The organism is Aeromonas sp. Marseille-Q7275, from assembly GCF_965119515.1.
Map to the genome: position 1 here is coordinate 98,207 of NZ_CBCPLW010000008.1, position 24,872 is coordinate 123,078.

Here is a 24,872-nt window from a genome sequence, read left to right on the forward strand (position 1 = left end):
TCTTTGCACCTAAAGACAACAGGTGGAGATCTACCGAGAGGATCAAAGAAACAAAACCCAGGGCGGGCATACTCCTCAGCCCCTTCAGGTAGCGCTCCATAGTGGATGACTATGGCAGTCCTGCACCTGTTCGATGCAGAACCAGCAACCCGGTATGATGGCCTGGTCACTTCGGCGCCGACTCCTTTCATCGAGCATCGCAGGCATCACCCTCCGCTCGGTTACTCATAGGCAGCGCGCCTCTACTTAAAGGTATTCGCGGCACATTTTATCGAGCCACCGGGTGATAGCAAGTTTTTTGATTAAATTTCAAGGCTTGTGTGGCGAAAAGCGGAAAAATGGTAGTCAAATGGTTCATAAAATACGACATGGTCGATATTTTCATCTACTCGGCACTCATTCGGAAATGAAACTCCTGCAAAGAGAATAAAGCGGGCGGTGTGAATAATTACCGGACTTTATTTATCTGCCTAATTAATTATTTTGGCAGGCTTGACTTGGTGCCAATCCCCCCTATAAATTATCGAAAAACCAGCCCTTCCCATTAATATTTCTGCTCGCGTGGTAGCCAATATGAACGAATTTCTGAAAATTCTGCTGAATATCCGTAGTCTGCGCGCAGCCTGCCGCGATTTGTCTCTGGAGCAACTGGAAGAGGGACTGCAGAAATTGTCCGAGGTGGTCGCCGAGCGCCAGCAGGATGAATCTGCCGAACGCCAGGCCCGTGAAGAACATCAGAAGAAAATTGCCGAATACGCCGAAATGTTGAAAGCCGCAGGGATAGATCCTGCCGAATTGGTGGGCACAGTTGCCACCGAAAGCACCAAGGCCAGCAAAGGCAAACGCGCCCCCCGCCCCGCCAAATATCGTTATCTGGACAATGGCGTGGAAAAAACCTGGACCGGCCAGGGCCGCATGCCCTCCGCCATTGCCAAGGCCGTGGCCGAAGGCAAATCCGTGGAAGACTTTGCCATCTGATCTGAAGCACAGCCCCGCCCAATAAAAAACCTCGCCATGCGAGGTTTTTTATTGTTTCCATGCCGGGCGCCTCAGCGCCTGTCTGCCGCCTTGACCCAGAGCACTTCCGGGGTACCGGCAGAGACCAGCAAGTATCTGGCCACCGTGAAAAACCAGTCACTTAGCCGATTCAGATAGGGCAGGATCGCCGGGTTCACCTGCTCTTCCCGGCTCAGGCCGAGCAGCAGCCGCTCGCAGCGACGGGTCAGGGTGCGCACCACATGGGCCTGCGCCGCCGCCCGCGAACCGCTCGGCAGAATGAAATTGCGCAATACCGGCAACTGGGCGCTGTAAGCATCAATCTGTTGCTCCAGCCGCGCCGTCCAGGCCTCATTGACCTGCCACAGGGAGGCATTTTGCGCCTCGCTGGAAAACGCCAGCTCCCCACCCAAATCAAATAGCTCCTGCTGCAGCAATATGAGTTGAGCCAATAATGCCGGCTCATTCTCGGGTATTTCTGCCATCAGCAGACCTATCTGGGAATTGAGCTCGTCAATGGCGCCATAGGTCTCGACCCGCCGGTCATCTTTTGCAAGGGAGGAGCCATCAGCCAGCCGCGTGAGGCCCTTGTCCCCTTGCCGGGTATATATTCTCATTCTGACATCCTGTTAATAATGGGAATAATCATGGACTCCAATCCATTGAGTTTTATCTCGTACGCCAGTGCCAGGGTTTGGCCCAGCGCACCAGCCGGAAAACCGCTGCGCGCCATCCATACCAGATAGGGCTCTGGAATATCTATGATGCGTCGCCCCTGATATTTACCGTAGGGCATCTTGCCCGCCAGGGTGAGCAATACCCGCTCATCGGAGAGTCTGTCCATATCAATCGATATTCAGATATTTATGGGTCTGGATGGAGAGCCGCCAATTACGGGCGATGCAGGTCGCCATGGCCAGCTCGGTGGCTCTGGGCTTCTGGCTGATGGGCTGCAATGCGATCACCACGTCGGGACGCAGGCTGGCGGTTTCCAGCAGGGCATCGAGCTCCTCGATGTGGCGCTCGGTGGCCACCGGATGCTTGATCTCGTTGGCCCGCTCCAGAGCCGATACCAGCACAGGCAAGCCCCCCTTCATGCCGATCTTGGGGGAGACGGTGACCCAGGTCTGCGCGTGGGTCAGGATCTCGCTGGTACCACTGGTTTCGATCTGCACCTGATATCCCGCCGCCAGCAGGGCCGACGAGAGTTCGTGTAGATCGTAGAGACAGGGCTCGCCACCGGTCAACACCACATGACGCGCCCGGTAACCCAGGGTCTCGAAGCTCCCCAGGATCTCGCCCGTGCTCATCTTGCTCCAGCCGTCGGACTCGTTGGATCGGTCGAGCACCTCGCGGCTGCCCACCTCACGGGCAGGATCCACCACCCAGGTATGGCGGGTATCGCACCAGGGGCAGCCCACGGGGCAGCCTTGCAGGCGAACGAAGATGGCGGGTACGCCGGTAAAGACGCCCTCCCCCTGGATGGTCTGGAAGATCTCGTTGATTGGGTAGTGCATCTCGGTCACGGCTTGCTGCAAAAGGCGCGGATTATACCCCAAACCCGCGAAAGAGGCAGGATCACAATCCGGTTTTCTCGCGCAAGCTGGTCATGATGCCCGCCTTGTCGTCCAGATAGCGCTGCAGGCCGCGGCTGCGCAGCTCGCAGGCAGGGCAAGTGCCACAGCCATCCCCCTGGATGCCGTTGTAGCAGGTGAGCGTCTGCTGGCGCACCGTCTCGAGGTGGCCATAGTGATCCGCCAGGGCCCAGGTTTCCGCCTTGTCGAGCCACATCAGAGGGGTCTCGAAGCGAATGGCGCGATCCAGCCCCAGCGACACAGCCTGATTGAGGGCCTTGACGAAGTCGTCGCGGCAATCGGGATAACCGGAGAAGTCGGTCTCGCACACCCCGGTGATCAGGGTGTCGGCACCGACCTGATAGGCATAGATGGCCGCCAGGGTCAGAAACAGTATGTTGCGACCCGGCACGAAGGTGTTGGGCAGGCCGTTGTCCTGCAACTCACCGCTGACCGGGATGTCGTCACGGGTCAGGGCCGAGACGGCCAGCTCACCCAGCATGGTCACATCCATCACCTTGTGGGCGGCAATCCCGAGCTGCCCGGCCAGACGGCGAGCGGTCTCGATCTCCTCCCGATGACGCTGGCCATAGTCGAAGGTGATGGCGTGCACTTCATCATAGAGGGCTAGGGCCTGCACCAGACAGGTGGTACTGTCCTGACCACCACTGAATACCACGACGGCTTTTTTCACGTTCATCACTCCTGTTTGCAATTCAGATTCAGGCACGGCGACCTTGGGCAAAGTCATGCCACTGCCGGTTCAACTCGGTAAAGAGGTTCATCAGCGGGGCGAAGCGCTCGGGCTCCCCTTCCCACTGGGATAACAGATGGTAGCCCGCCTCCAGGGTCGACAGCGCCTCGGGAAACGGCTTCTTGCGAATGGAATATTGCCCCGCCATGGCGCCGAGGGTGATCCTCGGCAACCCCAACAGGGCCGGGTTGCTGTGCAACATGCGATAGGCCTTGCGCCAGGTGCCATCGAGCAGGATGAAGTGCACCTCTTTGGCTTGCTCACGGCCCTCACGCACCTGCGCCAGGGTCAGGGCCTCATCATCGGGCCACAGCAGATAGCACTGCACCTTGGGGTCGGCGAGCAGGGCATTGAGCCAGTCGGCATCGGCGAAGCTCTCCCCCACGTGAATGCGGGCATGGCTGAGGGAGGCGGCCAACAGGGCGGCCGTTCCCTTGGGGTGGGCGACCTCGTTGGGGTGCTGCAGGATATGGAGCGGTGCGAGGTGGGGCACCTGCCGGATATATTCACACAGGCAGGCTTTGAGGGCTCGGGCACAGCGTGTACAGTATCGGCTCTCTCTGTCGTTGGGTTGTTTCATGTTGTCAGAAAAATCGGGTCTGCTCTGGGTCATCACGCTTTCGCTCGTCACTGCCTTGCTCTTCTTCACCGTACCGAACCACCAGCTCTCCTTCGATCGCGACCTGATCGCCCAGGGCGAAGGGTGGCGCATCATAACAGGCAATCTGGCCCACACCAACGGATGGCACCTGTTGCTCAACCTGAGCGGGCTTGCGGTGCTCTACAGCCTGTTTCGCGAATACCTGACGGGCTGGCGCCTGCCCGTGCTGCTCCTGCTGCTGGGGACGGCCGTTGGGCTCGGGATCTGGTGGTGGTGCCCGCAGACCCAATGGTACATGGGGCTCTCCGGCCTGCTGCACGGCGTGTTCGTGTGGGGGGCCATGCAGGATATCCGCTATCGTCGCTACTCGGGCTGGCTCATGCTGCTTGGCATCGTCATCAAGCTCGGGCTGGATTTTTACAGTGCGGGCGAGAGCCCTGTCTCTGCCCTCATTGGCGCCAGGGTGCACATAGAGTCGCATCTCATCGGCTCGGCCGCCGGCCTGCTGCTCGGCCTCTTCCCCATCGGCCTGGGTGTGCAGACCGTCAAGCCCTGACCCCTGCGGTTAAGGGCTGCCACTCATTAGCAGCAGCGCTCAGCTACCCATCAAAACGCAACAGGCCGGATCTGCAATCCGGCCTGTTGTCATTCAGGGGTCGGCCCCTTATCGGCAGAGCTCGGCGTTGATCGCCCCCAGCACGGCAGCCGGATCCGCCGCCTGGGTAATGGGGCGGCCTATCACCAGGTAGTCGGCCCCCGCCTCCACCGCCGCCAGCGGCGTCATGACCCGGCGTTGATCCCCGGCCGCCGATCCGCTCGGGCGAATGCCCGGGGTCACCAGCTTGAAGTCAGAGCCGAGCAAGGTTTTCAACTCGCGAGCCTCCTCGGCGGAGCAGACCACGCCGTCCAGCCCTGCCGTTTTGGCGAGGGTGGCCAGCCGGATCACCTGCTCGGCCGGACTCACATCCAGACCCAGGGGCGCCATGTCGGACTGCTCCATGCTGGTCAGCACGGTCACACCGATAAGCCAAGGCGCCTTGTCGCCATAGGGCAGCAGCGCCTCCCTGGCAGCGCGCATCATGCGCTCTCCCCCGCTGGCATGGACGTTCACCATCCAGACCCCGAGCTCGGCACTCGCCGCCACGGCCTTGGCAACCGTATTGGGAATGTCGTGAAACTTCAGATCCAGGAACACCTCGAAGCCCTTGGCCACCAGCTGGCGCACGAACTGGGGGCCAAACAGGGTAAACATCTCCTTGCCCACCTTGAGGCGGCACTCGGCCGGAGAGATCTGTTCAATGAAGGCGAAGGCATCGGCTTCGTGCTGATAATCCAGCGCGACCAGTACTTTGGGGTCTTGCATGTCACTTCCTATGGGTTGTTATGCCACATCCAGACTCGACACGGCCGGCGAGCCGGTCGCAGTCTGGCGTCTTGCTCACTCGGGTTTGCGCCAGGTTCGGCTTGCCGCCCCCGCTCGAGACGCGCGGGGACGGACTTTTTGTCACTAAGGGCTATTCACCATCCAGGCCACGGATAGGCTTGATGGAGCCCCACTGCCGGCAGGAGGGACACTGCCAGAACAGCGAATGGGTGGCAAAGCCGCACTGGCGGCACTTGTGGGTCGATTTTATCTTGATCTGCTCGCCGACCAGCTGCTGCAGCAGCTCCAGACTCTCCTTGGCGGGTCCCTCCTCGGCGCTCGCCAGCTGGAAGCCCACCAGCTGGTAAAACCCCTTCATGGAGGGGTGGCGCCGCAGCTGGCGCAGCACCAGGGCGCGGGCCTGGCTCAGGCCGTCGCGCGCCTCCACCAAATTGGCCAGGGCCAGGGTCACGCTGACACCGGCATGATCCTCCACCGCCTTCTCCAGCAGCGGGATCAGCTCCTGGGTGCGGCCAAGCTGCTGATAGCAATCGAGCAGCCTAGGCATGGCCTCGGAGGCAAAATCCATGTCCTGCTCGAACACCCGCAGCAGATCCTTGCTGGCCTCCTCGAACTTGCCCTCCTCCATCGACAGATCGGCCAGACGCAGGCTGGCCCGAGCACAGGCAGGGTGGGCTGCGAGCGCCCGCTTGAACTTGGCGATCCCCGCCCCCTTGTCACCGTCGCGCAAGGCGCTCTCCGCCTGCTCGCAGTAGAAATGGGAGATGGGCTCCGCCAGCTTCTTGCCCTGGAATTTCTGCAGGCGAATGGCGACCTCGATGGCCTTGTCCCAGTCACGCAGCTGTTGATGGATGATGAGCAACTGCGCCAGAGCCGTCTCTTCAAAGTCGCTGTCTTCGCACAGCTCCTTCCAGAGCGCTTCGGCCCGGTCCAGCAGGCCGGCAGCCAGGAAATCCCGGGCCAGCTCCTGCAGCGCGAGCTGACGCTGCTCCCGGGTCAGCTGGCGGGCGACCAGGTTCTGGTGGATCTTGATGGCACGATCGACCTCCCCCCGCTGACGAAACAGGTTGCCGAGGGAGAGATGGGTTTCGATGGTTTCGCTGTCGACTTCCAGCAGCTGGATAAAGAGATCCACCGCCTTGTCCGACTCGTCAGACAGCAAATAGTTGAGGCCCGCCACGTACTGGCGGGAAAACTGGTTACTCTGTTGCTGGGTGTCCTGGCGAACACTCCTGCGTCCCATGTACCAGCCATAACCAGCGGCAATCGGCAACAGCAGGAAAAGCAGTTCAAGCATCGAGGGACATTATTCCTTGGCTGGCGACCGGGCTAGCTCCAACTCACGGGATTGACGACGCATGGTGCGACTAAGGGTACGGTTTTGCAGTTTCAAGCGCAGGAAGAGCAGACCGAACACCAGCCAGCCCAACAGGAAGCCACCGGCAAAGAAGAACCCCAGCAGCATGGAGAGAGAGAACTCCCCCTGGGCGATGAGATAGTTGAACTGCACCAGCTGGCCATTTTGCGAACCAATGGCGAGGGTCAGTACAAACACCAGCACCAATGGGATGAGGGCCAAGATACGCTTCATAAGATCTCCCTGTCTGTAGCTAATGAGAGACTGATTATCCTTAAAATCACAGGCAGACTCTAGAGCGAATGGGAAAAGACTGCGAGAAACCTGACAAATCACATATCTAAAGACGTAAAAATAAAAAAGGCATACCCAGGTATGCCATTTTCTGCATTATTCGATGATGTTCACGCGTTCGCGCAACTCTTTACCAGGCTTGAAATGCGGGACATATTTCCCGGTCAGTTCAACCTTGTCCCCAGTCTTGGGGTTGCGACCCACGCGGGGCGCACGATAGTGCAGTGAGAAACTTCCAAATCCTCGGATTTCAATCCGGTCGCCGTTTTGCAAGGTCGATGCCATCTGCTCAAGGATCTCCTTGATGGCGGCTTCGACATCTTTGGCCGGCATATGCATGCGGCTGGCAGCCAATTGTTCGATGAGATCTGATTTGGTCATAAGGTTAAATCTCCTTCCCCGATCACATGCAATTTTCATTATGCCAAGATAAAAAAGGGCGGCGTGAAGCCGCCCTTTTCTTGCATCAAGGATTACTCACCCTTGGCGGCTTTGAACGCTTCCATCATGGCATTGCTGAACACAACTTCTTCTTGTTGGTTCAGGCTGTCGATGGCAACACGCTCGTCAGCCTCGTCCTTGGCACGGACAGACAGGCTTACGGTACGGTTCTTGCGATCAACACCCATGAATTTGGCTTCAACTTCGTCACCAACAGACAGCACCAGAGTGGCGTCTTCTACACGGTCACGAGCAGCGTCGGAGGCACGCAGGTAGCCTTCCACGCCGTCAGCCAGTTCGATCACGGCACCCTTGGCATCAACCTCGGTAACCTTACCCTTCACGATAGCACCTTTCTTGTTGTCAGACAGGTACTTGTTGAACGGGTCTTCTTCGATCTGCTTGACACCCAGGGAGATGCGCTCGCGCTCCGGGTCCACTTGCAGAACAACGGCTTCGATTTCGTCGCCCTTCTTGAATTCACGAACTGCTTCTTCGCCCTGGTTGTTCCAGGAGATGTCAGACAGGTGAACCAGGCCGTCGATGCCGCCGTCCAGACCGATGAAGATACCGAAGTCAGTGATGGACTTGATCTTGCCGGAAACACGGTCGCCCTTGGCGTGAGTTTCGGCAAACAGCTGCCACGGGTTGGATTTGCACTGCTTCAGACCCAGGGAGATACGACGACGCTCTTCGTCGATGTCCAGAACCATCACGTCAACCACGTCGCCAACGTTGACAACCTTGGACGGGTGGATGTTCTTGTTGGTCCAATCCATCTCGGATACGTGTACCAGGCCTTCAACGCCTTCTTCGATTTCAACGAAGCAGCCGTAGTCGGTCAGGTTGGTCACGCGGCCAGACAGACGGGTGGTCTCCGGGTAACGCTTGGCGATAGCAACCCAGGGATCTTCGCCCAGCTGCTTCAGACCCAGGGATACACGGGTACGCTCGCGGTCGAACTTCAGAACCTTGACTGCGATCTCGTCGCCAACGTTGACGATTTCGGAAGGATGCTTAACGCGCTTCCACGCCATGTCGGTGATGTGCAGCAGGCCGTCAACGCCGCCCAGATCTACGAATGCACCGTAGTCGGTCAGGTTCTTGACGATACCCTTAACTTCTTGACCTTCTTGCAGGTTGGCCAGCAGGCTTTCGCGCTCGGAGGTGTTCTCGGTTTCGATCACGGCACGACGGGAAACGACAACGTTGTTGCGCTTCTGGTCCAGCTTGATGACCTTGAACTCGAGTTCTTTGTTTTCCAGGTGAGCGGTGTCACGGATCGGACGCACGTCAACCAGAGAACCCGGCAGGAAGGCACGGATGCCGTTCAGCTCAACGGTGAAACCACCCTTGACCTTGCCGTTGATGATACCGATAACGGTAGCTTGCTCTTCGTATGCCTTCTCAAGCTGCAGCCAGGCTTCGTGGCGCTTGGCTTTTTCGCGGGACAGCTTGGTTTCGCCGAAACCATCTTCGATAGAGTCCAGAGCCACGTCAACGGTGTCGCCTACATTGATTTCCAGCTCGCCCAGGGCGTTCTTGAACTCTTCAGCAGGAATGGCAGACTCGGATTTCAGACCGGCGTCAACCAGTACAAAACCGTTCTCGATAGCAACGACGGTGCCCTTGACGATGGAACCTTGACGGGTTTCAACGGCGTTCAGGGACTCTTCAAAGAGTTGAGCAAAAGATTCGATCATTGTTTGTGTCACAAATGAAACATCCACTCGCAATCCGGCACAAGCGGGGTTGTTTTAAATTATCTGCGCCATCCATGGTGCAGACGACTGACATCAGCTGGTGCTGACATCACCAAGTTGTTGCTCCGCATAGGCGAGCACCGTTGCCAGTACGTCATCTATGGTCATAGACGTTGAGTCTACCACAAGAGCATCTTCCGCGGGTTTCAGGGGGGCAACGGCGCGATTTCTGTCGCGGTCGTCACGTTCCCGAATCTCGGTTAAAAGACGCTCAAAGTTAACATCAAAGCCCTTATCTTGCAACTGCTTATAGCGGCGCTGCGCCCGCTCCTCCGCGCTGGCATCGAGGAAAATCTTCACCTCGGCCTCGGGGAAAACCACTGTGCCCATGTCACGGCCATCGGCAATGAGGCCCGGCAACTGGCGGAAGGCTCGCTGGCGGCGCAGCAGAGCCTCGCGCACGCGGGGGAAGACGGCGACCTTGCTGGCGGCATCGCTCACTTCCTGGGAGCGGATGGTACGGGAAACATCCTCCCCTTCCAGCACCACCTTGACCTGTCCGCCGTCAACCTGGAACTGCACGTCCAGATTGGCGGCCAGGGGCACCAGCGCGGCTTCGGCATCGAGCTCCACATCGTGGTGCAAGGCCGCCAGCGCCAGTACCCGGTAGATGGCACCGGAGTCGAGCAGGTGCCAACCCAGTTTCTCTGCCAACAGCTGGCACAGGGTGCCTTTACCGGCTCCACTCGGGCCATCAATTGTCATCACGGGGGCCATCTGAGGCATAACTTTTCTCCTGCGCACTCGGCATGTTGACTGGTTGCCCGCATCCCTGTCGGGAGGGGTAATGGGCGCCGATTATACCCGAATGCACCGGCGCTGGCAGTTGTCGAGGCGCACAATTGCGCAAAAGTCGTCGCGATTGCGCCTATTATGACCAATCGAGTGGATCATTCCTGAATACAAGCTTTTGTTCTTATGGTTGTTAGGGGTGAGGCACGTTAAACTAGCCGCCTTTTTCAAGCAGCTGTAGTCAGGAGCAACCCTATGAGCAGCATTACTCTCGTAGCCAAATCCAAGTTGCCGACCCCTTGGGGTATCTTCACGCTGGTAGGCTTTCAGGAAACCGGCACAGGCAAGGATCACGCCGCGCTGGTGATGGGCGATATCGCGGACGGTGAGCCCGTGCTGGGCCGAATTCATTCCGAGTGTCTGACCGGGGATGCCCTGTTCAGCCTTCGCTGCGACTGCGGCTTCCAGCTGCAGGCCGCCATGGAGAAGATCGCCAAGGCCGGTCGCGGCGTCTTGCTGTATGTCCGTCAGGAAGGGCGTGGCATCGGCCTGCTCAACAAGATCCGCGCCTATCATCTGCAGGATCAGGGCGCCGACACCGTCGAAGCCAACGTGGCACTGGGCTTTGCCGCCGACATGCGCGATTACACCATCTGTGCCGACATGCTGAAGGCCTTGGAGGTCAAGAGCCTGCGCCTGATGACCAACAACCCGCGCAAGCTGAAGGCGATGGAATCCTTTGGCATTCCGGTGGCCGAGCGCGTCCCCCTGCAGGAGGGTCGCAATCCCCACAACGAGTTCTATCTCTCCACCAAGGCCAACAAGCTGGATCACCTGTTCAAGAAGTGATGGCTCGCAGCCCGGCATCGGCATGAAAAACGCCTCCATCGGGAGGCGTTTTTGTTGGCGATCTTGCTGCCCTATCTGTTGTCCCCCTAGTTGTTGCCCCTCAGGGCACAGTCCGGGGTTGGCTCCGGCTTGGCCTGTGCCAACAGGAAATCCCGCAGCGCCCGGTTGGCCATGGAGAGGGGATCCCCCCGCCGCCAGGCCACGCAGAGATCGAGGAAGATGGGCGGAGCAAAGGGGATCCCGCTGAGAGTCGTCTCCTCCTCCAGCGCCATGCGCAGGAAGGTGGTCACGGCGAACCCTTGTCTCACCACCGCCTTGAGCAGGGGGATGAGGTTGCTCTCGAAGCCGATGTTGGGCTCGATTCCCAGGCCTTGTGCCAGCGCCTCCATGTGCTCTCTGTGGTAGAAGCCCCGCCGGAACATGGCGAGCTCCTGGTTGAAGAACTGGGGCAGCGAGACAGCGCCGGCCCCCCGCAGAGGATGCTCCTCCCCCACCACCATCAGCATCTCTTCCCGCAGCAGCTGGGCCCCCTCGAGAGCAGGCGGCAAGTCGCTGGTGATGAGGATGGCGAGATCCAGGCTGCCGTCCACCATGCGACTGAGCAGTTCCCGGGTGCCCGCCTCCTCCACCCGGATCTTCAAACCGGGGTAGCGATGCTTGAACGCCATCAGGATCGGCGGGAAGTAATAGGAGCCCATCATGTAGGGGATGCCGATGCGCACCTCCCCCCGCTCCAGTCCCTTGAGCTCGGCCATCTCCGCCTCTGCCTGGTGCATCTGCAGCAGCAGCCGCTCGGCATGGCGGCAGAGCACCTCTCCCTCCGGGGTGAGCCGCACGCTGCGATCCTGCCTGTCGAACAGGCGCAGATCGAGTTGTTGTTCCAGCTTGGCGATGGCCATGCTGACGGCCGGTTGCGCCACGTGCAGGCCCTGGGCGGCCTTGGTAAAGGAACCCGCGTCCCGCACCGCCAGCAGGTAACCGAGCTGTTTCAGATCCATATCAATTCCATTTATTAGACTGATAACTTAAATATATTATATTTATATAAGGCGACCCACTACTCTGCACAAAAGTCGTCGGGACAACTCCAAATGATCGAAGTCGGCAGTCGCGAATGGATACGCGCCACCCTGGCCCTCAGCCTGGGATCCTTCCTGGTATTTCTCAATCTCTATCAGACCCACCCCCTGCTGCCCCTGCTGGCGGAGGTGTTCTCCGTCAGCTCCCTGTCGGCGGGATGGACCCTGGCGGGCTGCACCGCGGGGCTCGCGGGATCCCTGCTCATCTGCGCCCGCCTGGCGGACAGGTTCGGGCGACGCCGGATCATGCTGTGGACCCTGACCTGCGCCATCCTGCTCTCCCTGTGCATTCCCTGGGTGACCCGCTTCGATCTGCTGGTGTGCCTGCGCGTGCTACAGGGGGCGCTCCTGGCCGGGCTGCCTGCCACCGCCATCGCCTACATGGGAGAAGAGTTCAGCAAGCGCGCCCTGCTCTCGGCGGTGGGGGTCTATATCGCCGCAAACTCCCTCGGCGGCATCGCCGGCCGTGTGGTCGGCGGCCTGCTGGCAGGCTGGTTCGGGGACTGGCAGCATACCTTCCTCGGCATCGGACTCATCAGTCTCGCCCTATTGCCGCTGGTCATCTGGCTGCTACCGGCCCAGACCCGCTTCGTGGCCGTGGAGGCCGCCCCGGGGCAACTGCGCCGCGCCATCCAGAGCCACCTCGGCAATCCCTTGCTGCTGGGTGCCTATCTCATCGGCGGGCTCAACTTCATGGTCTTCCTGAACCAGTACAGCTACCTCACCTTCCTGCTGGCCAAGGCCCCCTTCTCCCTGCCGACCCAGTGGCTCGGCATGCTGTTTCTGACCTACCTCACCGGCACCCTCGCCTCCTCCCTGAGCGGCCGCTGTGCCCATCGCTTTGGGGCGCAGCGCCTGCTGCTGGCGGGGATCACCCTGATGGCGCTCGGCAGCCTCGCCCTGCTGCAGGGGACCCTTGCCGCCATCATAGGGGGTCTGCTGGTCTCGAGCTTCGGCTTCTTCCTCGCCCACGCCTGCGCCAGCGCCTGGGTCGGTCAGCATGTGGAGCACAACAGGGCGCTCGCCTCGTCGCTCTATCTGGTGGGATATTATCTGGGGGCCAGTCTGGGGGGGCTTTACTTGCATCCCTTCTGGGAGCGGGGGGGTCTCTGGGGATTGGTGCTCGGCATCGAGCTGGTATTGTGCGTCACCGCCGCCTTGAGCCTCTGGCTCGGTCATCTCAAGGGGCGCGCGGCGCCGCCCCTCTCCTGTCACGCCTCGTCACGCCAGTGACGGGGCCCGCAACTCACAGGCCGTCGTAATAGTCCGCCGGCACCGGCACCACGGCGCCTGTGTGCAGCTCCTCGTCGATCACCTCGCTCAAGGGGCGCAGATGAAACTTGATCTGCCCCGACGGCAGCATCATCCCCACATCCGGGTTGCGCCCGTCGTCCATGTTGGCCGTCTTGAACGCAAGCCCGGGATGGGCGGCCACCAGGGCTGGCAGCGAGGGCACCACCAGCTCTATGTGCTCCAGCCCCGCCTGATGGGCGCGGCCCGCCTTGGGGGCGGCCAGCTCGATGCAGGGGACAGTGATCTGCTGCCAGCAGACGGGTTGATGCAGGCGATAGGTGGCGATGGGGCGGCCCCCTATCATCCCCTCCACCAGCAGCACCCCATGGCGCGCCAGCGTCTCTTTCAGGGCGAGGTATTCCGGCAGGGTGGCGGCGCGGTAGCAGAGATGATCCACCTGGGGGGCCTCGCACTCTCCCATGAGGGCGTGCATTTCAGTGAGCAGTTGGCAAACGAATGGGGCCATGGGCCCCAGCGTGGTATCCAGTGGATGAGACATGATCACCATTTCTTCTTGGGTTGGAACAGGACATCGAGCTCGTCCGCTTCTTTGTCCTTGATGTTTTGCAGCTCCTTCTCGCTGTGCTGCTGCAGATGTTCTTCCAGCTGGCGCATCCCCTGGCGCATGTCCTCTTCCCGCGCCAGCAGGTAGGGATCCTTGTCGGAGACATTGGCCAGGGCGCCGAGCCCCTTGGTATAGAGCTGACGGCAGGTGCCGTACTGCCCCTGGATCTGGGCATCCATGGCCCGCTTGATCAGGTTGGCGATGTTGATCTTGAGCTGCATCAGCTCGAGGCGGCGATCCTCCTGGGCGAACCCCTGGGGATCAATCTTGCCCTTGTTGTGCTCGACCCGCAGCACGGCCCGCATCTTCTTGGCCAGTTGCAGCATCTGGATCGCCTGACGATCGGACTCCGGGGTCTTGAAGTGCCCCTCGTCCTGACTGCTGTAGTTCTCCTGCACGTTCTTGATCTGGGTCTGGACGTCGATGATGCGCTGCTTGACCTGAGGGTTCGGCATCACCTGCACTATGGCGCGGTAGGCATCCAGGATCCGGTGTTGCAGCAGCAGCACCATGTTCTTGGAGAAGGGCACCAGGTTGACGTTCAGCAGCACCTCTTCGGTCTCGTCCGCCACCGCCTTGTGGCGGGCGATGGCCTGGCGCTTGTCGGCTTCCGCCTTCTGTTTGTATTGCTGCACCACGTTATAGGCGATGACCAGAAACAGGAGTGCGCCAATCGACAGCAATATCAAGGTTAAAATCATAGGGTATTCACACTCCTGTCCCAATCCAATTGCGTGATCCTACAACAGCTTACCCGCATAGGGTAGCGCCCAGATCGCACCTTGCCTCACAACAACGCAAGGGAGCCGCGGCAAGGGCGATGCCCGGGGCCTCATGCTCCATATCGCCCGCCGCCCCCATTACTTGAGGCAAAACCCCTTCGACTGGAGGAATCCCAGCATGAAGGGACGCGCCTCCTTGCCGAGGATGGCCTTGATCTGTCCGCTCCAGGTCTGCACCTTGTTGTTGCTGCTGCGGGCCAGGTAGTAGTCGTGGATTTGGCTGTCGTATTGCGCCAGCAGGGCGCGATCGAGCGTCTCTGGATAGCGGTTCTCGTGCACCACCAGCGCGCGGGGCAGCCGCGGCTTCTGCTCAGGCTGCTGGTCGGGATGACCCAGGCAGAGGCCGAACAGCGGGATCACCTGATGAGGCAGCCCCAGCAGCTCGCTCACCGCCGTCGGGTTGTTGCGAATGCCGCCGATGTAGACGCCCCCCAGGCCCAGGGACTGGGCCGCCAGCAGGGCATTCTGGGCCATCAGGGCCCCGTCGATGGCCCCTATCATGAGCTGCTCCACGAAACCGGTCTGGGCCTCCGGCACTATCTGGCTGTGGCGCTGATAGTCGGCGCAAAACAGCAGGAACTCCGCCGCCTCGGCCACATGGGCCTGGTGCCCGGCCAGCTCGGCCAGGGTGGCACGCAGCCCCTTGTCGGTCACCCGGATAAGGCTGTTGGCCTGCAGGAAGCTGGAGCTGGAGGCGCTCTGGGCGGCGCTCAGTATCTGATCGAGTTGCGAGGCGCTGATGGGCTCAGGGGTGAACTGACGAATGGAGCGATGGGAAAGGATGAGATCTATGGTCGGGTTCATGGTGCCTCCAAAATGAAGGCCACACTGTACCCAAAAAAAGCGAGGGGCCCAAGGCCCCTCGTCACCCTCAGGGGGCAGGATAGACATAGGGGGCCTGCAGCCCTAGCGGGAAGCCCAGCGCCCAGTAGAGCAGCAGGAAGCAGGTCCAGCTCACCAGGAAGGCCAGGGAGTAGGGCAGCATCATGGAGACCAGGGTGCCGATGCCGGTGCTCTTCACATACTGCTGGCAGTAGACCACCACCAGGGGGAAGAAGACCATCAGCGGGGTGATGATGTTGGAGGCGGAATCCCCTACCCGATAGGCGGCCTGGGTCAGCTCGGGGGAGATCCCCACCGCCATCAGCATGGGCACCAGGATGGGGCTGATGAGCGCCCACTTGGCCGAGGCCGACCCCACCACCAGGTTGACGCTGGCGGTGAGCAGTATCATGCCGACTATGGTCACCTCCCCCGGCAGCGCCAGGGCGTGGAGCACCTCGGCGCCGGAGAGGGCCAGCAGGGTCCCCAGGTTGGAGTCACCGAATGCCTTGATGAAGAGGGCGCAGAAGAAGGCCATCACCATGTAGGAGCCCATCTTGTTCATGGTGGCCGACATGGCATCGATCACATCCTTGCCGCTCTTGAAGCTCCCTGCCACGAAGCCGTAGACGATGCCGGGCAGGATGAAGAGCAGGAAGATGAGGGGCACGATGGACTTCATCACGGGCGCCGCGAAGGTGGTGAGCGATCCATCCGGTGCCCGCATCGGCGAGTCGTCCGGGGACAGGGCCAGCCCCAGCAGCACCACGGCCGCCAGCATGGCAAACCCGGCCCAGTTGAAGGCCCGGCTCTCCTGCGCGCTGTAGCGCCCCATCTCGTCGGCACTCTCCAGATCCTCGTTGAGGGGCACCTGCTTGAGGCGCGGCTCCACTATCTTCTCGGTGACAAACCAGCCCACGCAGATGATCAGCAGGGAGGAGGCGCCGGTGAAGATGATGTTGCACAGGGTGTTGACCATGTAGTCGGGGTCGAGCAGCTGGGCCGCCGACTGGGTGAACCCCTGCAGCAGGGCATCCCCGCCTGAGGGGAGGAAGTTGGCGGCGAAGCCACCGGAGACCCCGGCAAAGGCCGCGGCTATGCCCGCCAGTGGGTGACGGCCCGCCGCATGGAAGATGATGCCACCGATGGGGATCACCAGCACATAGCCCGCATCTGCTGCGGTATGGCTGACGATGGCCACCAGGATCAGCATGGGGGTCAGGAAGCGCGCCGGGGTGACCTTGAGCAACTTCTTCAGGCCGGTGTTGATGAAGCCGGACTGCTCGGCCACCCCGACCCCCAGCATGGCCACCAGCACTATGCCAAGGGGCGCAAAGCCGGTGAAGGTGGTGACCATGCTGGCGAGAAACTCGGCCAGCCCTGCCCCGGTCAACAGATTGTTGACCACCACGGCCTCTCCGGTGCGAGGGTTGACCAGATCGAAGGAGAACTGGGAGCCTATCCAGGAGCCGACCCAGACGATCAGCAAGGCATAGAGGAACAACATGGCGGGATCCGGCAGCTTGTTGCCCGCCTTCTCGACCCCGTTCAGGAAGCGGTTCAACCAGCCATTGGGACTGGCCGGACGCTCGTTCACTGCGGCTTGACTCATTATGGTGATACTCCATTACCAAGGAATGAGCGCGCATACTAGCGATAACGTCTAATGAATCCCATGATATGAGACAAAAATTCGATTAATTATGTTTAATTTGGCATGTAGCACTCCTGAAATGGGACATGCCGCACACTTATCGGCAAGGATCTCAACGACTTGCCAGCGGATAGTGGCCAAGCTTGCACTGGATCCCGAAGCCTGCCGCCGCCACCTCCTCCGGGGTCATGGGGGGGCTGAACAGGAAGCCCTGGAAGACGTGGCAGCCCTGGGCCCGCAGGGCCGCCAGCTCGTGCTCGTCCTCCACCCCTTCCGCCAGGATCCCGAGCCCCAGGCTGGTGGCCATGGCCACTGTGGCCCGGATCACCGGCAGGTTCAGCCCCACCACGAAGGAGCGATCCAGCTTGATGGTGTCGATGGGCAGGCGGTTGAGGTAGGCGAGCGAGGAGTAGCCGGTGCCGAAGTCGTCGATGGCGATCTTGATCCCCTGCTCGCTCAGGGCGTCGAGGATCTCGATGCAGCCCTTCATGTCCAGCATCAGCACGGTTTCGGTCAGCTCCAGGGTCAGCAGGCCCGCCTCGACATTGGACTCCCTGAGCTGCTGCGCCACCTGCCCCGGCAGGGAGGCGGAGAGCTGGAAGCCGGAGAGGTTGACCGAGACCGGCACCCGCACCTGCCATTGACGCTGCCACTCCCCCATCTGGGCCAAGGCAGTGGCGAGCACCCAGCTCCCGATTTCACGAATAAGCCCCATCTCTTCGGCAAGCGGGATGAACTCCGCCGGCGAAACGTGCCCGAGCACGGGGTTGTACCAGCGCAGCAGGGCCTCCAGACCGATGAGCTTCCCCTGGGCCACGTCCACCTGGGGTTGATAGCGCAGGCTCAGCTCCCCCCGGCCGACGGCCTTGGCCAGAAACTGCTTCAGGGTCAGCTTGCGGTGCAGGCTCTGCTGCATGCTGGGGGTGAAGCGCTGCCAGCGCAGGCGCCCCATCTGCTTGGCCTGGTACATGGCCATGTCGGCGCGGGTGATAAGGTTGTCCCCGTCGTCCGCATCGTCCGGATAGATGGCGATGCCGATGCTGCCGCCTATGGTGACCTCGGGCACCCCGCTCAGCTGCAGCGGCTTGCTCATCTGGGAGAGCATGAGATCCGCCACCTCCTGCGCCCGCTCGCTGACCTGACCGAGGGGCACCAGGGCGGTGAACTCGTCCCCGCCGAGGCGCGCCAGCTCCACATCCCGCGGGCAGATCTGCTTGAGCCGGCCGGCCACCCGCTCCAGCAGGCGATCCCCCGCCTTGTGGCCATAGTTGTCATTGACCAGCTTGAAGTTGTCCAGATCCATGAACACCAGGGCAAAGCGCCCCCCCAGGCCGCAGTAGGCCTCGAGGGACTTCATCAGGCCGTAGCGATTGAGCAGGCCGGTGAGGGAGTCGTGCCAGGCCAGGTGACGGTGTTCCAGCTCCTCGAGCTTGCGATCCGTGATGTCCCGCATGGTCAGCAGGATCCGGGCCCCCTGCTGGATGTGGCGGAACTGATACTGGAACCAGCGCATCCCCTTCCGGGTCCGGCACTCCCCCTCGGCCACCACCTCTCCCACCCGGGAGAGCCGGGTGTAGAAGGCCTCGTCGTCACCGGAGAAGACCTGGGCCAGCCGGGTGATGCCAGTGCCAAAGCACATGTCGAAGTGGTGGTTGCCGCTCTCGAGGCCCCCCTCGTTGTCGAACAGGCAGGCCAGGGTGTCGCCGGTGGCGAGGGAGGACTCCTGATAGAGGGTATCGGCATCGATGACCGCCTCCGTCATCATCATCTGGCGCCCGGCAAGCTGGATGCCGGAGAGGCGCAGATAGACCTGCTTCTTGACCCCCTTGGGGGAGAGGGTCCACCACTCGTTGTAACTGCGATCCTGTTGAAAATCACCGAGATAACGCTGCAACAGCAGATCGATGGCGGCGGCCATGTCGGCCGAGAAGTCGCGGGATTGCAGCTCGGCCAGGGAGCTCGCCTCCCACAAACCCAGGGCGGAGCCATTGGCCCAGTAAATGTGGTGACGCTGGATGTCATAGACCCAGATGGGCGTATGGAGCACGTCCATTGCGGTAAGCAGGCGTTCGTCTAGCGTATTCATGTTGCGTGATGATTCATGCTGAAAGCTCATGGCAGAACCAGCCTGGATCCGTCTTTGGCAAACGCGTCCGTGCTGGTACAAAATCCGTTCCGACCCATAATCTGGAAACAGGCAGGTGAAAAAGGGCCGAAATCATATGAAAACGCTACATGTGATCCCCATGGTCAGAAGAAATGGGCTCACACTGGTACTGTTGGGCATGGTCATAACCATTACTATGATTTTTATACTTTTTTTCTTTCCTGAACAACTACTAATGCCGGTCATCTTCCTCCTGCTGACGGGTCTGATGACAATTCTTGTCGGGGCGCTGAAACTGGCTGAGCCTCATTTTAGTCTCTCTCTGTGTCAGGATTGTCTGCAATATCACCATAAGTACGGTGGCTGGATCCTGAAATGGAGAAATATTCAGCGAATTGACCAGCCACGTATCCATTTAGGGTGGGATCTGGTGCCCCTGCCCTACATTGGTTTGAAGATTAAGGATTACGACGATTTCTTGACGCTGATCACACCCAGGCTGGCCGTTCGCCTGCTGACCGAGCAGCGCGCCGTGCTGTTGCAGGCCATGAACAGCGAGCGCCCCGACTGCCTCACCGGAGGCTGCGGCAGCGGTCTGCTGGGCGAGGGGTTGCTGGAGGAGAGCCGCTTTCGCTCCCCCTCTGGCCAGCAGTACGATGGGGTGATCGCCATGCTGGGCAACCGCATGGCCAGGCTGCGGGATCTGCTGGGTTATGATCTGCTGGTGCCGGACAACAGCCTGGATCGCCCCCCCGCCGACTTCGTCCATCTGCTCAATCAGTACCAGCGCGAGTCGAATCTAATCCAGATCAATTAAACGCCGGATTGCGCTTGCCAAGCCTGGCGACTCTTCATAAGGTCACTGGCTTGTTACAAACACCCCCTAAGCCGCTTATGAAGTACATCGAAGAGTTCTATCTGTTCGTCAAGGTGGTGCAAGAGGGCGGTTTCTCCCACGCCGCCGCCGCGTTGGGCATGCCGACCGGCACCATCAGTCGACGCATCTCACAACTGGAAGAACAGCTCGGGTGCGCCTTGCTGCACCGCTCCACCCGCAAGCTGCGCCTCACCGACGAGGGGCTGCGCTATTACGAGCGCCTGTGCACGCCGCTGGCCGAAATCGAGCAGGCGACCGGCGAGATCCAGGGCCAGGAGAGGGACATCAGCGGCCTCATCCGCCTCGCCGCGCCCATCGCCCTCTCCAATACCATCCTGGTCGACATGCTGGCAGACTTCGGTCTGCGCTATCCCGGGGTGCAGTTCGACATCAGCCAGACCAATGACCACGCCCCCCTCTGCGATCAGGACAGGGATCTGGTGTTTTTCAACGGCGAGCTCTCCCAGACCCTGCCCAATGCCCTCTGCCTCGGCCACATCGAGTACGGCCTGTTTGCCTCCCCCTCTATCTGGAGAAGATGGGCATCCCCTCCCACCCGGCCCAGCTGGAAGAGCACGATCTCATCTACTGCTGGCCCCACCAGCACTGGCAGCTGAGCGGGCGGGATCAGCAGACGGTGCAGATCAAGCGGACACCGCGCCTGAACGTCAACCAGACCCAGGCCGCGGTGCGGGCGGCCCGGCGCCACCTCGGCATCGTCAATGCCCCCCTGCACTATGTGCACCCCTTCCTGCAGGACGAGCAGCTGGTCGCCGTGCTGCCGGACTGGCAGTCGGGCAAGCGCCCCTTCTACATGCTCCAATGCCAGCCCCAGTTCACGCCGTTGCGTGTTAAGATGTTTGCCGATTTCGTCGAGAAATACTCCGCACGCTATCGCCATCATCAGCGGGACGATCAATTTTTGCCGGCAATGCCACTGCCCGTTGCATCTGACGGTTGATCGCCCACACTTAGCGCAATCCTCGTTGCACAGGTCGGCTAACACTATGAATGTATTGATATGTGATGACTCGGGGTTCGCTCGCAAGCAGTTGATGCGCGCCCTGCCTGCCGGCTGGAATGTCACCCTGCACCAGGCCGCTGACGGCCTGGAAGGGGTCGAGCAGATCCTGATGGGCCACGGCGATCTGATCTTTCTCGATCTGACCATGCCACAAATGGACGGCTATGGCGTGCTGGAGACCCTCAAGCGCGAGGGGCTGCGCAGCAAGGTGATCGTGGTCTCCGGCGACATCCAGCCGGAAGCCCACGCCCGCGTCATGGCCCTCGGGGCCCTCGATTTCATCAAGAAGCCGGCCTCGCCCGAGAGCCTGCTCGCCCTGCTCGTCCGCCACGGTCTGTGGCAAGCGGCGCCCCACCCGGCCGCCGCCCCCGCCCTTGCCGTCGCCGGTCACGCCCCCCTCGAGAGCACCATTCAGTTCACCCCCGAGCTCAGGGATGTCTATCAGGAGCTCGCCAACGTCGCCATGGGCCAGGGGGCCGATCTGCTGGCTCGCCTGCTGGATGCCTTCGTGGTGCTGCCCATCCCCAACGTCAACGTGCTGGAGGTCTCAGAGCTGCACATGGCCCTCTCCGCCGCCGCCGAGTCGGACACCCTCTCCGCCGTCTGCCAGGGCTTCATCGGCGCCGGTATCGCCGGCGAGGCGCTGCTGCTGTTTCACGATGCCAGCTTCCAGGATCTGGCACGCCTGATGAACCATCAGGGGGTGCTGGATCACAACGCCGAGCTGGAGCTCTTGATGGATACCGCCAACGTCTTGATCGGGGCCTTCCTGCGCGGCTACGCCAACCAGCTCGACACCCCCTTCAGCCAGGGCCACCCCGTGGTGCTCGGTCAACACAGACCCATTAGAGATCTCATTCGCACCAACCAGAGCCGCTGGCGCCGCACCCTGGCCATCGAGATCAACTACCGGGTGCAGGGCTATGCGGTGCAGTGCGACCTGCTGCTGCTGTTCACCGAAGACTCCATCGCCACCATGAACTACAAGATCATGCATATGCTCTAGTGCTAGTGGTGTGACCCCATCACCAGCATCACTCACAAGTTCATGCATATGCTCTAGCGGTGATCCCATCGCCAGCATCAACAACACAGACTCAGGCACCAGGAGTGACCATGGAAATCCGGGAATTTCATTGGCTGATGAACATAGTCCAGAACCTGGACGTGGGGCTGGTCGTGCTCGACAAGGGCTACCGGGTACAGGTATGGAACGGCTTCATGGAGAGCCACAGCGGCCGGCTGGCCGGCGAGGTGCGCGATCAGGTGCTGTTCGACCTCTTCCCCGACGTGGATCGCGCCTGGCTGGAGCGCAAGGCAAACATGGTGTTCAAGCTCAACAACCGCGCCTTCAGCACCTGGGAGCAGCACCCCTATCTGCTGCGCTTCTCCAACTATCGCCCCATCACGGGCTCGGCCCCCCACATGTACCAGAACCTGACCCTGGTGCCCCTGGCCGATTTCGGCGGCGAGGTCACCCATCTGGCCATCATGATCTACGACGCCACCGACGAGGCCATGCTGATCACGGGCCAGCGCCAGGGATGATCCCTCGGCACAGAGACACAAGAAGGGCGCCATCAGGCGCCCTTCTTTTCATGCTTGCCGATCACCCTCAGCCGTTCAGGAACTCGGTGAAGGCATCGATCACCTCGTCGATGTCGTCATCGGTGATCTGCAGATGGGTCACCAGCCTCAGCTCCCCGTAGCCGGAGAAGAGGATGCCGCGCTCCTTCATGAAGCCGAGCAGGGTGGCGGGCTCTCCCTGGGTCAAGCGCAGGAACACCATGTTGGTCTGCACCTCTTCCATATTGAGCGAGATACCGGGCAAGGAGGCCAGCCCCTCAGCCAGGCGCCTGGCACGGCGATGATCGTCCGCCAGCCGGGTGAGGTGCTGATCCAGGGCGAACAGCGCAGCCTGGGCCAGGATCCCCCCCTGACGCATGCCGCCCCCCAGCATCTTGCGCAGCCGTCTGGCCCGCACGATGAAACCATGGGAGCCCACCAGCAGTGAACCGACCGGCGCCCCCAGCCCCTTGGAGAGACAGACGGAGATGCTGTCGAAGGGGGCCGCTATGGCCGCGACCGGCTCGCCGCTCGCTACCACCGCATTGAACAGACGGGCCCCGTCCAGGTGCAGCAGCAAGCCGTGCTCATTCACAAAATCGCGCATCTCGCGCAGGTAGGACAGCGGCAGCACCTTGCCGTTGTGGGTATTTTCAAGGCACACCAGCCGGGTCTGGACGAAGTGGGCATCATCGGGGGCGATGGCGGCCCGCACGTCCCTCAGCGCCAGGGTACCGTCGGCTTGCATGGGAACAGACTGCAGGGCCACAGAACCCAGCACGGCAGAGCCCTGCGCCTCGTAGCGATAGATGTGGGAGGCGGAGCCCAGCACGGCCCCCTCCCCGCGCTGGCAGTGGCTCATCATCGCCAGCAGGTTGGACATGGTGCCGGATGGCACGAACAGGGCCGCCTCTTTGCCCAGCAGCTCGGCACCCCGACGCTCCAGCGCATTGATGCTGGGATCTTCCCCGTAGACATCATCGCCCACCTCGGCGTGCAGCATGCTCTGGCGCATGGCTTCCGTGGGTTGGGTCACGGTATCACTTCGTAAATCGATATAGCGCATGTCATCCTCCTGATGCAGGAGCATGACATTAACCAGCCAGCACCATGCTGGCAAGGGATGGGGGGCGGGAATGTGAGCCCGGCGGCTCACCAGGGCAGCGGCAGGCCGCGCAGGTCCACGAAGCGGCCGGAGTGCGCCAGGGTCAGCGAGGCCAGGAGATCCAGCAACTGCGGCGCCACCAGGGTGGGATCCTGCAACAGGGCAGGGTCAAGCCCCTGCCGGAAGGGTTGCTGCATGGGGGTGTCCATGAGCCCGGGGTGAACCGTGATGACGCCGGCACCGGGGAATCGCTCGGCCCACTCGGCGGCCAGGATCCGGGATCCCATGTTGAGGGCTGCCTTGCTCATCCGATAGCTGTAACGGCGAGCAGGCTCCCTATGAGCCTCTCCCAGGCTACCCGCCAGATCGGAGAGGGTACAAAGCCACAGCCGACTCTCGAACGTCATCAGCCGGCTCAGGCTGGCACCCAGGGCCAGGTGGGGCCAGGCATTGGCCTGCAGGCTTTCGCCAAGCCACTGGGGACTCACCTCCTCCACTCGCCGCTCCGGCATATGGCTGAGATCGTGCAGCAGACCTATGGTGTTGATCACCACCCTCGGCAGGGTGGCGGTGTCATAGAGGGTAAACAGGGCCTCGAAGGAGAGCGGGTCCACCTCCTGCAACGGGAAATAGCAGGCCGGATCCAGCCCTTTGGGCAGTTGTCTGCCCGCCAGCAACCACTCTTCGCCACGGCTGGCGAGCTCATGGGCCAGGGCCCCCCCCAATCCACCACTGCCCAGGATCAGATAACTCATCTGTGTGTCCTTGGTTTTGTCCTTTGCTTAGAGGGTATCAGAAGAATGGCAGGCTGCTGCTGACCTGCGGCCTCAGGCCTCTGCCAGATGACGGCCGAACTCCCGCGCCCGCGCCAGATCCAGGAAACCGTCCGCCTGCTTGTGGCTGCGCAGGAACTGGTAGTAGGCGAGCAGGGTCACCAGTTGCTCCTCGTCCGGCAGCGGCTGGCCGGGTAGCTTCTCCTGCACCAGCGCCCCCGCCGCCGCCAGCGCGTCCCTGTCCACCACCTCGGCCTGGCGGTAGAGATAGCCGCAGCCGGTGGCGAGCCATTCCAGGGAGCAGTTGGCCCCCATGGCGATCTGGTTCGCCTTGCCAAGGCCGGGCTCGGCCCCTTTCAGATACTTGCGGATCAGAGCCTCACTCAGCCCCACCTTGCGGGCAAAGGCGCTGACGCTGCCCTCCCCGATCAGGCTCTGCAGCCTGGCGGCAAATCCTTCCATCATAACCTCTCCATCGTC

27 protein-coding genes, 1 pseudogene and 1 riboswitch are annotated in these 24,872 nt (G+C 61.3%); of the genes and pseudogenes, 8 read left to right on the forward strand and 20 right to left on the reverse strand.

Annotation, left to right across the window (positions count from 1 at the left end):
* Window positions 1-81 precede the first annotated feature (81 nt).
* A riboswitch (Lysine riboswitch) is annotated at window positions 82-253 on the reverse strand.
* Window positions 254-573: 320 nt separating this feature from the next.
* Complete coding sequence (locus tag ACWPWQ_RS09555; protein ID WP_025327182.1) at window positions 574-978, forward strand: H-NS family histone-like protein; 405 nt, start codon at window positions 574-576, stop codon at window positions 976-978.
* A 71-nt stretch (window positions 979-1,049) separates the two neighbouring features.
* Here ACWPWQ_RS09555 and ACWPWQ_RS09560 read toward each other — a convergent pair whose 3' ends face one another.
* From ACWPWQ_RS09560 to ACWPWQ_RS09580, 5 genes are all read right to left on the reverse strand, one after another.
* Window positions 1,050-1,613 (reverse strand): cob(I)yrinic acid a,c-diamide adenosyltransferase, encoded by a 564-nt coding sequence (locus tag ACWPWQ_RS09560; RefSeq protein ID WP_043133473.1) that lies wholly within the window; start codon window positions 1,611-1,613, stop codon window positions 1,050-1,052.
* Complete coding sequence (locus ACWPWQ_RS09565) at window positions 1,610-1,840, reverse strand: DUF3820 family protein (RefSeq protein WP_005327834.1); 231 nt, start codon at window positions 1,838-1,840, stop codon at window positions 1,610-1,612. Before ACWPWQ_RS09565 ends, ACWPWQ_RS09560 begins: the two co-directional genes overlap by 4 nt.
* Window position 1,841: 1 nt before the next feature.
* On the reverse strand, window positions 1,842-2,513 hold the full coding sequence (gene queE, locus ACWPWQ_RS09570) for a 7-carboxy-7-deazaguanine synthase QueE (protein ID WP_454009648.1): 672 nt from the start codon (window positions 2,511-2,513) through the stop codon (window positions 1,842-1,844).
* Window positions 2,514-2,574: 61 nt separating this feature from the next.
* Window positions 2,575-3,264 carry a 7-cyano-7-deazaguanine synthase QueC gene (queC, locus tag ACWPWQ_RS09575; RefSeq protein WP_454009649.1) on the reverse strand — a complete coding sequence of 230 codons (690 nt, stop codon included), beginning with the start codon at window positions 3,262-3,264 and terminating at the stop codon, window positions 2,575-2,577.
* Between the two features lie 28 nt (window positions 3,265-3,292).
* Window positions 3,293-3,937 (reverse strand): tRNA-uridine aminocarboxypropyltransferase, encoded by a 645-nt coding sequence (locus ACWPWQ_RS09580; protein ID WP_454009650.1) that lies wholly within the window; start codon window positions 3,935-3,937, stop codon window positions 3,293-3,295.
* Between ACWPWQ_RS09580 and rrtA the strand changes: the two genes are divergently transcribed.
* A complete protein-coding gene (gene rrtA, locus ACWPWQ_RS09585; RefSeq protein WP_454009651.1) occupies window positions 3,903-4,481 on the forward strand; it encodes a rhombosortase in 579 nt (192 codons plus the stop codon). The genes ACWPWQ_RS09580 and rrtA overlap by 35 nt on opposite strands.
* Window positions 4,482-4,589: 108 nt before the next feature.
* Here the strand turns inward: rrtA and pyrF are convergent, their stop codons facing one another.
* From pyrF to cmk, 6 genes are all read right to left on the reverse strand, one after another.
* On the reverse strand, window positions 4,590-5,288 hold the full coding sequence (gene pyrF / locus ACWPWQ_RS09590) for an orotidine-5'-phosphate decarboxylase (protein ID WP_202045902.1): 699 nt from the start codon (window positions 5,286-5,288) through the stop codon (window positions 4,590-4,592).
* 151 nt (window positions 5,289-5,439) lie between these two features.
* Window positions 5,440-6,606, reverse strand: a complete 1,167-nt coding sequence (lapB, locus tag ACWPWQ_RS09595; protein ID WP_234691347.1) for a lipopolysaccharide assembly protein LapB — start codon at window positions 6,604-6,606, stop codon at window positions 5,440-5,442.
* A gap of 9 nt (window positions 6,607-6,615) precedes the next feature.
* On the reverse strand, window positions 6,616-6,900 hold the full coding sequence (locus ACWPWQ_RS09600; protein ID WP_005327818.1) for a LapA family protein: 285 nt from the start codon (window positions 6,898-6,900) through the stop codon (window positions 6,616-6,618).
* A 156-nt stretch (window positions 6,901-7,056) separates the two neighbouring features.
* Window positions 7,057-7,341, reverse strand: a complete 285-nt coding sequence (ihfB, locus tag ACWPWQ_RS09605) for an integration host factor subunit beta (protein ID WP_005299934.1) — start codon at window positions 7,339-7,341, stop codon at window positions 7,057-7,059.
* 92 nt (window positions 7,342-7,433) lie between these two features.
* Complete coding sequence (gene rpsA / locus ACWPWQ_RS09610) at window positions 7,434-9,104, reverse strand: 30S ribosomal protein S1 (protein ID WP_005327816.1); 1,671 nt, start codon at window positions 9,102-9,104, stop codon at window positions 7,434-7,436.
* Window positions 9,105-9,197: 93 nt separating this feature from the next.
* Window positions 9,198-9,890, reverse strand: a complete 693-nt coding sequence (gene cmk, locus ACWPWQ_RS09615; RefSeq protein WP_042649706.1) for a (d)CMP kinase — start codon at window positions 9,888-9,890, stop codon at window positions 9,198-9,200.
* A gap of 261 nt (window positions 9,891-10,151) precedes the next feature.
* Here cmk and ribA point away from each other — a divergent pair, with 261 nt between their 5' ends.
* Window positions 10,152-10,745, forward strand: a complete 594-nt coding sequence (gene ribA / locus ACWPWQ_RS09620) for a GTP cyclohydrolase II (protein WP_005327814.1) — start codon at window positions 10,152-10,154, stop codon at window positions 10,743-10,745.
* 86 nt (window positions 10,746-10,831) lie between these two features.
* Here the strand turns inward: ribA and ACWPWQ_RS09625 are convergent, their stop codons facing one another.
* Window positions 10,832-11,743, reverse strand: a complete 912-nt coding sequence (locus ACWPWQ_RS09625) for a LysR family transcriptional regulator (RefSeq protein WP_454009652.1) — start codon at window positions 11,741-11,743, stop codon at window positions 10,832-10,834.
* Window positions 11,744-11,836: 93 nt separating this feature from the next.
* On the opposite strand from ACWPWQ_RS09625, the gene ACWPWQ_RS09630 reads away from it, so the two are divergent.
* On the forward strand, window positions 11,837-13,057 hold the full coding sequence (locus ACWPWQ_RS09630; protein ID WP_265436951.1) for an MFS transporter: 1,221 nt from the start codon (window positions 11,837-11,839) through the stop codon (window positions 13,055-13,057).
* A 13-nt stretch (window positions 13,058-13,070) separates the two neighbouring features.
* Here ACWPWQ_RS09630 and ACWPWQ_RS09635 read toward each other — a convergent pair whose 3' ends face one another.
* The 5 genes from ACWPWQ_RS09635 to ACWPWQ_RS09655 all read right to left on the reverse strand — a co-directional run bounded on the left by ACWPWQ_RS09635 (window position 13,071) and on the right by ACWPWQ_RS09655 (window position 18,993).
* Window positions 13,071-13,625, reverse strand: a complete 555-nt coding sequence (locus tag ACWPWQ_RS09635; RefSeq protein WP_454009653.1) for a VOC family protein — start codon at window positions 13,623-13,625, stop codon at window positions 13,071-13,073.
* Window positions 13,619-14,383: a hypothetical protein gene (locus ACWPWQ_RS09640; protein ID WP_042650272.1), complete on the reverse strand. Its 765-nt coding sequence runs from the start codon at window positions 14,381-14,383 to the stop codon at window positions 13,619-13,621. The genes ACWPWQ_RS09635 and ACWPWQ_RS09640 overlap by 7 nt, the downstream gene beginning before the upstream one ends.
* 159 nt (window positions 14,384-14,542) lie before the next feature.
* Window positions 14,543-15,268, reverse strand: a complete 726-nt coding sequence (nfsA, locus tag ACWPWQ_RS09645) for an oxygen-insensitive NADPH nitroreductase (RefSeq protein WP_454009654.1) — start codon at window positions 15,266-15,268, stop codon at window positions 14,543-14,545.
* 67 nt (window positions 15,269-15,335) lie between these two features.
* Window positions 15,336-16,898, reverse strand: coding sequence for an AbgT family transporter (locus tag ACWPWQ_RS09650; protein WP_042650274.1), 1,563 nt, complete (start codon window positions 16,896-16,898; stop codon window positions 15,336-15,338).
* A 154-nt stretch (window positions 16,899-17,052) separates the two neighbouring features.
* The gene (locus tag ACWPWQ_RS09655; protein WP_454009692.1) at window positions 17,053-18,993 is read right to left on the reverse strand and encodes a putative bifunctional diguanylate cyclase/phosphodiesterase; all 1,941 of its coding nucleotides are present in this window, start codon (window positions 18,991-18,993) and stop codon (window positions 17,053-17,055) included.
* A gap of 322 nt (window positions 18,994-19,315) precedes the next feature.
* Between ACWPWQ_RS09655 and ACWPWQ_RS09660 the strand changes: the two genes are divergently transcribed.
* From ACWPWQ_RS09660 to ACWPWQ_RS09675, 4 genes and pseudogenes are all read left to right on the forward strand, one after another.
* Window positions 19,316-19,864 (forward strand): DUF2982 domain-containing protein, encoded by a 549-nt coding sequence (locus ACWPWQ_RS09660; RefSeq protein WP_236661596.1) that lies wholly within the window; start codon window positions 19,316-19,318, stop codon window positions 19,862-19,864.
* A 77-nt stretch (window positions 19,865-19,941) separates the two neighbouring features.
* Window positions 19,942-20,885, forward strand: a pseudogene (locus tag ACWPWQ_RS09665) (LysR family transcriptional regulator).
* Between the two features lie 46 nt (window positions 20,886-20,931).
* Window positions 20,932-21,954: a response regulator gene (locus ACWPWQ_RS09670; RefSeq protein WP_454009655.1), complete on the forward strand. Its 1,023-nt coding sequence runs from the start codon at window positions 20,932-20,934 to the stop codon at window positions 21,952-21,954.
* Window positions 21,955-22,064: 110 nt separating this feature from the next.
* The gene (locus tag ACWPWQ_RS09675; protein WP_454009656.1) at window positions 22,065-22,496 is read left to right on the forward strand and encodes a PAS domain-containing protein; all 432 of its coding nucleotides are present in this window, start codon (window positions 22,065-22,067) and stop codon (window positions 22,494-22,496) included.
* Between the two features lie 67 nt (window positions 22,497-22,563).
* Here ACWPWQ_RS09675 and ltaE read toward each other — a convergent pair whose 3' ends face one another.
* From ltaE to ACWPWQ_RS09690, 3 genes are all read right to left on the reverse strand, one after another.
* Complete coding sequence (gene ltaE / locus ACWPWQ_RS09680; RefSeq protein ID WP_454009657.1) at window positions 22,564-23,580, reverse strand: low-specificity L-threonine aldolase; 1,017 nt, start codon at window positions 23,578-23,580, stop codon at window positions 22,564-22,566.
* 86 nt (window positions 23,581-23,666) lie between these two features.
* Complete coding sequence (locus ACWPWQ_RS09685) at window positions 23,667-24,374, reverse strand: short-chain dehydrogenase (protein WP_454009658.1); 708 nt, start codon at window positions 24,372-24,374, stop codon at window positions 23,667-23,669.
* A 72-nt stretch (window positions 24,375-24,446) separates the two neighbouring features.
* On the reverse strand, window positions 24,447-24,854 hold the full coding sequence (locus tag ACWPWQ_RS09690; protein ID WP_454009693.1) for an XRE family transcriptional regulator: 408 nt from the start codon (window positions 24,852-24,854) through the stop codon (window positions 24,447-24,449).
* Window positions 24,855-24,872: the final 18 nt, after the last annotated feature.

What these genes read in the sequence shown, in the direction of transcription:
- rrtA (WP_454009651.1), top strand. Translation starts at nt 3,903, where the DNA reads ATGTTGTCAGAAAAATCGGGTCTGCTCTGGGTCATCACGCTTTCGCTC.
- queE (WP_454009648.1), bottom strand. Translation starts at nt 2,513, where the DNA reads ATGCACTACCCAATCAACGAGATCTTCCAGACCATCCAGGGGGAGGGC.
- ACWPWQ_RS09690 (WP_454009693.1), bottom strand. Translation starts at nt 24,854, where the DNA reads ATGGAAGGATTTGCCGCCAGGCTGCAGAGCCTGATCGGGGAGGGCAGC.
- ACWPWQ_RS09635 (WP_454009653.1), bottom strand. Translation starts at nt 13,625, where the DNA reads ATGGTGATCATGTCTCATCCACTGGATACCACGCTGGGGCCCATGGCC.
- ACWPWQ_RS09685 (WP_454009658.1), bottom strand. Translation starts at nt 24,374, where the DNA reads ATGAGTTATCTGATCCTGGGCAGTGGTGGATTGGGGGGGGCCCTGGCC.
- cmk (WP_042649706.1), bottom strand. Translation starts at nt 9,890, where the DNA reads ATGCCTCAGATGGCCCCCGTGATGACAATTGATGGCCCGAGTGGAGCC.
- nfsA (WP_454009654.1), bottom strand. Translation starts at nt 15,268, where the DNA reads ATGAACCCGACCATAGATCTCATCCTTTCCCATCGCTCCATTCGTCAG.
- ACWPWQ_RS09640 (WP_042650272.1), bottom strand. Translation starts at nt 14,383, where the DNA reads ATGATTTTAACCTTGATATTGCTGTCGATTGGCGCACTCCTGTTTCTG.
- ACWPWQ_RS09655 (WP_454009692.1), bottom strand. Translation starts at nt 18,993, where the DNA reads ATGGACGTGCTCCATACGCCCATCTGGGTCTATGACATCCAGCGTCAC.
- ACWPWQ_RS09660 (WP_236661596.1), top strand. Translation starts at nt 19,316, where the DNA reads ATGACAATTCTTGTCGGGGCGCTGAAACTGGCTGAGCCTCATTTTAGT.
- rpsA (WP_005327816.1), bottom strand. Translation starts at nt 9,104, where the DNA reads ATGATCGAATCTTTTGCTCAACTCTTTGAAGAGTCCCTGAACGCCGTT.
- ACWPWQ_RS09650 (WP_042650274.1), bottom strand. Translation starts at nt 16,898, where the DNA reads ATGAGTCAAGCCGCAGTGAACGAGCGTCCGGCCAGTCCCAATGGCTGG.
- ACWPWQ_RS09565 (WP_005327834.1), bottom strand. Translation starts at nt 1,840, where the DNA reads ATGGACAGACTCTCCGATGAGCGGGTATTGCTCACCCTGGCGGGCAAG.
- ribA (WP_005327814.1), top strand. Translation starts at nt 10,152, where the DNA reads ATGAGCAGCATTACTCTCGTAGCCAAATCCAAGTTGCCGACCCCTTGG.
- ACWPWQ_RS09630 (WP_265436951.1), top strand. Translation starts at nt 11,837, where the DNA reads ATGATCGAAGTCGGCAGTCGCGAATGGATACGCGCCACCCTGGCCCTC.
- ltaE (WP_454009657.1), bottom strand. Translation starts at nt 23,580, where the DNA reads ATGCGCTATATCGATTTACGAAGTGATACCGTGACCCAACCCACGGAA.
- lapB (WP_234691347.1), bottom strand. Translation starts at nt 6,606, where the DNA reads ATGCTTGAACTGCTTTTCCTGCTGTTGCCGATTGCCGCTGGTTATGGC.
- ACWPWQ_RS09670 (WP_454009655.1), top strand. Translation starts at nt 20,932, where the DNA reads ATGAATGTATTGATATGTGATGACTCGGGGTTCGCTCGCAAGCAGTTG.
- ACWPWQ_RS09555 (WP_025327182.1), top strand. Translation starts at nt 574, where the DNA reads ATGAACGAATTTCTGAAAATTCTGCTGAATATCCGTAGTCTGCGCGCA.
- ACWPWQ_RS09580 (WP_454009650.1), bottom strand. Translation starts at nt 3,937, where the DNA reads ATGACCCAGAGCAGACCCGATTTTTCTGACAACATGAAACAACCCAAC.
- ACWPWQ_RS09560 (WP_043133473.1), bottom strand. Translation starts at nt 1,613, where the DNA reads ATGAGAATATATACCCGGCAAGGGGACAAGGGCCTCACGCGGCTGGCT.
- ACWPWQ_RS09675 (WP_454009656.1), top strand. Translation starts at nt 22,065, where the DNA reads ATGGAAATCCGGGAATTTCATTGGCTGATGAACATAGTCCAGAACCTG.
- ACWPWQ_RS09600 (WP_005327818.1), bottom strand. Translation starts at nt 6,900, where the DNA reads ATGAAGCGTATCTTGGCCCTCATCCCATTGGTGCTGGTGTTTGTACTG.
- ACWPWQ_RS09625 (WP_454009652.1), bottom strand. Translation starts at nt 11,743, where the DNA reads ATGGATCTGAAACAGCTCGGTTACCTGCTGGCGGTGCGGGACGCGGGT.
- ihfB (WP_005299934.1), bottom strand. Translation starts at nt 7,341, where the DNA reads ATGACCAAATCAGATCTCATCGAACAATTGGCTGCCAGCCGCATGCAT.
- pyrF (WP_202045902.1), bottom strand. Translation starts at nt 5,288, where the DNA reads ATGCAAGACCCCAAAGTACTGGTCGCGCTGGATTATCAGCACGAAGCC.